Annotated in this window: 4 protein-coding genes and 1 pseudogene; 3 read left to right on the forward strand and 2 right to left on the reverse strand. The window is 72.7% G+C overall.

Annotated elements, in window-relative coordinates; all coding sequences use genetic code 11:
• A partial coding sequence (locus tag JM949_RS33445) for a carbohydrate kinase family protein (RefSeq protein WP_203152042.1) occupies positions 1 to 427 on the reverse strand: 427 nt, incomplete at its 3' end.
• Positions 424 to 1359, reverse strand: coding sequence for a pseudouridine-5'-phosphate glycosidase (locus JM949_RS33450; RefSeq protein ID WP_203152043.1), 936 nt, complete (start codon positions 1357 to 1359; stop codon positions 424 to 426). The genes JM949_RS33450 and JM949_RS33445, both read right to left, overlap by 4 nt.
• A gap of 88 nt (positions 1360 to 1447) precedes the next feature.
• Between JM949_RS33450 and JM949_RS33455 the strand changes: the two genes are divergently transcribed.
• The 3 genes and pseudogenes from JM949_RS33455 (at position 1448) to JM949_RS33465 (ending at position 4281) form a co-directional block, all read left to right on the forward strand.
• The gene (locus JM949_RS33455) at positions 1448 to 1666 is read left to right on the forward strand and encodes a DUF3039 domain-containing protein (RefSeq protein WP_007456912.1); all 219 of its coding nucleotides are present in this window, start codon (positions 1448 to 1450) and stop codon (positions 1664 to 1666) included.
• A gap of 40 nt (positions 1667 to 1706) precedes the next feature.
• On the forward strand, positions 1707 to 2369 hold the full coding sequence (locus JM949_RS33460; protein WP_203152044.1) for a trimeric intracellular cation channel family protein: 663 nt from the start codon (positions 1707 to 1709) through the stop codon (positions 2367 to 2369).
• A 179-nt stretch (positions 2370 to 2548) separates the two neighbouring features.
• Positions 2549 to 4281 (forward strand): annotated as a pseudogene (locus tag JM949_RS33465) (DEAD/DEAH box helicase).
• The last annotated feature ends 678 nt before the right edge of the window (positions 4282 to 4959 follow it).

Genomic DNA, 4959 nt, shown 5'->3' on the forward strand with positions numbered 1-4959 from the left:
CCAGCAGGGTGTACGCGGACAGGTGCAGATGCCCGGCGTGGGGCACCGCGAGGGCCCGTTCGACGTGCCCGGCGCTCAGCCGCAGGTTCGCGCCCCGCTGACTGATCATGGTGCGCTCGTCGTCGTGGGCCAACACGATGACTGTGCCGGTCGGCAGCCCCTCGACGCGTTCGATCGCGCAGTCGACTCCGGCCCGGTCCAGCTCGGTGACCCGGTCCCGCCCCGCGTCGTCGGCACCGACGGCGCCGACGAGCGTGACGTCGACCCACTGCGCGGCGACCCAGGCGGCGGTGTTGGCCGCCTGGCCGCCGCCGCCGAGGCTGATCTCGGCACCGGTGTCGGAGCCGGCCGCGAGCGGCCCCGACAGCACGGCGACCACATCGGTGAGCACGTCCCCGACGACAACCACCCGGGCCGGTCGGGTCATGCCGGGGCGGTGGTGTCGCGGGCCGCCGCGGCGACCGCGATCCGCGCGGCCAGGTCGGCGTTGCGCAGGATGATCCGGACGTTCACCGCCAGGCTCGCCCCCTCGGTGGCCGAGTGGAAGTGCGCGAGCAGGTACGGGGTGACGGCCTTCCCGGTGATCCCGTCCCGGTCCAGCAGGGCCAGGCCGTCGGCGAGCGTCCGGTCGTGCAGCTCCGGGTCGAGCTGCTCGTCGATCGGCAGCGGATTGGCGATGAGCAGCCCGCCGGTGTGCACGGCGTGCCCGTCGCGGGCGGCGAGCACGGCGGCGACCTGCTCCGGCGAATCCACCGACCAGTCCAGGTCGAAGCCGGCGTCGGTGAGGTAGAAGCCGGGGAACCGTCGGGTGCGGTAACCGACCACGGCGACCCCGAGGGTCTCCAGGCGCTCCAGCGTGGCACCGACGTCGAGGATCGACTTGACCCCGGCGCAGACCACCGCGATCGGGGTCTGCGCGAGGGTGACCAGGTCCGCCGACTCGTCGAAGGTGTGCGCGGCCTCCCGGTGCACCCCGCCCAGGCCGCCGGTGGCGAACACCCCGATGCCGGTGGCGGCGGCCACCGCGCTGGTCGCGGCCACGGTGGTCGCGCCGTCCGCGCCGGTCGCGGCGGCCACCGCGAGGTCGCGGACCGAGAGCTTGGTCACCCCGTCGACAGTGGCCAGCCGGGTCAGCTGCGCGTCGTCCAGGCCAACGACCAGCTCGCCGCCGATCATGCCGATCGTCGCCGGAACGGCGCCGGCGTCCCGGACCGCCTGCTCGATCTCCCTGGCCACCCGCAGGTTCTCCGGCCGGGGCAGGCCGTGCGAGACGATTGTGCTCTCCAGGGCGACGACGGGTCGGCCGGCACGCAGGGCCTCGGCGACCTCGGTGCCACAACTGATGCGAAAGTCATTCACGCGGGCACCGTACGGGGTCCGGCCGCACCGGGCCTCAAGTGGACCCGGCCGTGATGACCTGCCAAACTTGACGGTCGGAGGTGCAGACGTGAGCACAGAGGTTCTCGAGCGTCCGGAGCTGAAGGACGCCGACACCGGTCCCGAGATGTTCCACTACGTCCGCAAGGAGAAGATCGCCGAGAGTGCCGTCATGGGCACCTTCGTCGTCGCCCTCTGCGGCGAGACCTTCCCGGTCACCAAGGCGGCCAAGCCGGGTTCGCCGGTCTGCCCCAAGTGCAAGGAGATCTACGACTCGTACCGCGAGTGAAGCTCGGCCGGCGCTTGGGGCGGCGACGTAGCCTGCGGCGGTGACCACCTCCACCGCCCTGCTCGTCGCCGACCTGACCGGGGTCGCGGTGTTCGCCGCCTCCGGGGCCTCGGCGGCGGTGGCCAAGCGGCTGGACCTGTTCGGCGTGGCGTTCGTCGGCTTCGTGGCCGCCCTCGGCGGTGGGATCTTCCGGGACCTGGTCATCGACGAGGTGCCGCCGCTGGCGTTCGCCGACTGGCGGTACGCGGCCACCGCCGCGACCACCGCGCTCGCCGTCTTCTGGCTGCACCCGCAGCTGGCCCGGCTGCGCACGACAGTCCTGGTGCTGGACGCGGCCGGGCTGGCGCTGTTCACAGTGACCGGCACGCTCAAGGCGCTCGACGCCCGGGTGCCGGCGGTCGGGGCCTGCCTGATCGGCATGCTCACCGCAATCGGCGGCGGGCTCGGCAGAGACCTGCTCACCGCGGAGATCCCGGTCGTCCTGCGCCGCGAGATCTACGCGCTGGCCGCACTGGCCGGCTCGGTCACCGTGGTGCTGCTGTACGTCACCGGGCAGGCCGAGCCCGCACCGCTCACCGTCGCCGCCGCGCTGGTCTTCGGGCTGCGCCTCATCGCGCTGCGTCGACGCTGGTCCGCGCCGGTGGCCACGCTCCGCCCACCGCGCACCGGTCGAGCCGATCCGCGCACCGATCGGGACTGGTGAGGCCGGCCGGACCGGGGCGGTGGATGTGACCAGCGTGGCGTCGCCTGGGCCGTGCGGCCCGCGCTGGTTATGCTGAGTCGGCCTTCGCGGCAGCTTCTGCGCGGAGGCGTTTTCATGGGCGGCGGATCCTCGTGGCCCTCGCCCGGGGTCCGCGTCGTGCGGTCGGAGAGGAGCTTCGCGTGGCAGCCCGGACGCCGGTGCTCGAGACGTTCCCGGCCCTGCGCGCCTGGCAGCGCAAGGCCTGGTGGAGTACCTGCGTCGGCGTAGCGAGGACTTCACAGCGGTCGCCACGCCGGGCGCTGGCAAGACCACCTTCGCCCTGCGGATCGCGGCCGAGCTGCTCGCTGACGGCACGGTGGAGGCGGTCACCGTGGTCGCGCCGACCGAGCACCTGAAGAACCAGTGGGCCGAAGCCGCGGCCCGGGTGGGGATCCAGCTCGACGCCGCGTTCCGCAACGCCGACCTGCACTCGGCGGCCGACTTCCACGGCGCGGTCGTCACCTACGCGCAGGTCGGGATGGCCCCGCAGGTGCACCGGCGGCGCACCATGACCCGACGCACCCTGGTCATCCTCGACGAGATCCACCACGCCGGCGACTCCCGGTCCTGGGGAGACGGGGTGAAGGCGGCCTTCGAACCGGCCGTACGCCGGCTGATGCTCACCGGTACGCCGTTCCGCTCCGACGACAACCCGATCCCGTTCGTCAGTTACGAGCGGGGCGGGGACGGACTGCTGCGTTCCCGCGCCGACTCGGTGTACGGCTACTCCGACGCGCTGCGCGACGGTGTCGTCCGGCCGGTGCTCTTCCTGGCCTACTCCGGTGAGACCCGCTGGCGGACCAACGCGGGAGAGGAGTTGGCGGCCCGCCTGGGCGAGCCGATGACCCAGGACCTGGTGGCGCAGGCCTGGCGTACCGCCCTGGACCCGGCCGGGGACTGGATGCCACAGGTGCTGCGCGCCGCCGACGCCCGACTCACCGTGCTGCGCAACGCCGGAATGGGCGACGCCGGTGGTCTGATCATCGCCACCGACCAGCAGACCGCCCGCTCGTACGCCAAGCTGATCGAGCAGGTGACCGGCGAGAAGGCCGCGGTGGTGCTCTCCGACGACCAGGGCGCGTCCGCCCGGATCGCGACGTTCGCGGCGTCCGACCAGCGTTGGCTGGTCGCGGTGCGGATGGTGTCCGAGGGGGTGGACATCCCGCGACTGGCGGTCGGGGTCTACGCCACCAGCGCCAGCACGCCGCTCTACTTCGCCCAGGCGATCGGCCGGTTCGTCCGGGCCCGGCGGCCGGGAGAGACCGCGTCGGTCTTCCTGCCCAGCGTGCCGCACCTGCTCGGGTTGGCCAGCGAGATGGAGACCGAGCGTGACCACGTGCTCGGCAAACCCAAGGAGTCCGACGGCTTCGACGACGACCTGCTGGAACGGGCGCAGCGCGACGACCAGGCCAGCGGGGAGTTGGAGAAGCGGTTCGCCGCGCTCTCCGCCACCGCCGAGCTGGACCAGGTGATCTTCGACGGCGCCTCGTTCGGCACCGCGGCCCAGGCCGGCACCCCGGAAGAGGAGGAGTACCTCGGGCTGCCCGGTCTGCTCACCGCCGACCAGGTCTCGCTGCTGCTGACCAAGCGGCAGGCCGCCCAGCTCGCCGCCCAGCGCCGTCGTACCGCCGAGCGGGCCGCTCAGCCGGCCGCTGCGCCCACCGCAGCGCCGCCGGCACCCATGAGCGCCGCTCAGCGCCGGGTGGCGCTCAGGCGCCAACTGAACGCTCTGGTGGCCGCCCGACACCACCGCACCGGGCAGCCGCACGGCAAGATCCATGCCGAGCTGCGTCGGCTCTGCGGTGGTCCGCCGAGCGCCCAGGCCACCATCGAGCAGCTTGAGGAACGCATCGCCACCGTGCAGACCCTCTAGACCCGCCCCCGGCCGCAGCCCGCTGACCGACTGGCCGATTGGCGGGCTGCGGCTGGCCCGTTGGCGGGCTGGCATGGCATCGCCACCGGGTAGCCCGCCCACCCCACCGGCACCATCCGGCGCACCTGAGCCCCCGGACTCGGCGCGGCTGGAGAGCGCGAACCGGGTGCAGGCCGCCTAAGCGGCGCTGACCAGCCTTGGCTGCGCCTTGGCGGCGTCACGCGCCCGTGTTTGCAGGGCGGTCTGTGTCCGTACTGGGTCTTGCTGTGGTCTGTGTCCGCACCCGCTGCTTGATCCACTCGGCTTCCTTGACAACGCGGTGTTCGCGGGAGGTGGAAAGCGCGACTTCCGTGATGATCGACTCGGGCCAGGGGGGAAGGTCGCGCGGGCGCCGGCAGAGCCGCCATGATCGACTCAGGTTTCCTGAAGTCGGGTGTCCGGCCGTCCGGGATACCCCAATTTCCAAGAACCCGAGTGGATCACCCGAGTTGCGGCCGAAACCGAGTGGATCACGGGGCGGGCCCTGGGCCGCGCCGAGGACGACCTGCCCGGGATGCCCGCGGATGCCTCTCCGCGGAGCGTCCGGGTCACAAGATCGTGCAATATCCAGCATGTAGTGGCCTCGGCGCGTCGGTAAGGCCACTACATCCTGGTTCGAGCACGATCTTGGCGCGGGGG

This window comes from Micromonospora tarensis (assembly GCF_016803395.1).
In the GTDB taxonomy this organism is placed as follows: Bacteria; Actinomycetota; Actinomycetes; order Mycobacteriales; family Micromonosporaceae; genus Micromonospora; species Micromonospora tarensis.